General features: G+C 68.9%; 1 pseudogene. It reads left to right on the top strand.

The window, feature by feature from the left end:
• Positions 1-363: pseudogene (locus ABD323_RS44140) on the top strand (peptidoglycan-binding protein); the annotation flags it as partial.
• Between the last annotated feature and the right edge of the window lie 222 nt (positions 364-585).

Genomic DNA, 585 nt, shown 5'->3' with positions numbered 1-585 from the left:
GGCATCCACCTGACCCTGGCCCAGGGCTCGTACAACCCGGGCGGCCACCCCACCTCGGCCGGCACCCACGACGGCGGTGGCGTCGTGGACATCAACGTCGACGGCATGTCCAGCACCACCCGCACCGCCGTCGCCAAGGCACTGCGCCAGGTCGGATTCGCCGCCTGGGTCCGCAGCCCCACCCAGGGCAACTGGCCGTGGCACATCCACGCCGCAGCGATCAGCGACACCGACCTGGCCACCCAGGCCCAGAACCAGACCGGTGACTACTACCTCGGCTTCAACGGCCTGGCCAACCACGGCGCCGACGACGGCCCGCGCATCCCCATCCAGACCTGGGAGGAGTACCAGCGCACCCACTGACCGCGCTCGGCTCCACCTCGCACGACCTGACAACCCGTCAATAACACGTTACGAATAGAGACAAGCCTTGAAGAACATACGCACCACGCTCGCCATCGCCGGCACCGCACTGGCCATGGCCGTCCCGCTGGTCGCCAGCACCCCCGCCTTCGCCGCCTCCCGCGACGGCGTCTGCGACTCCGGGGAGTTCTGCCTCTACTACAACAGCGACCAGGGCGGTTC

Source organism: Kitasatospora nipponensis, assembly GCF_039528135.1.
In the GTDB taxonomy this organism is placed as follows: Bacteria; Actinomycetota; Actinomycetes; order Streptomycetales; family Streptomycetaceae; genus Kitasatospora; species Kitasatospora nipponensis.
This window is presented reverse-complemented; position numbering and strand designations above follow the sequence as displayed.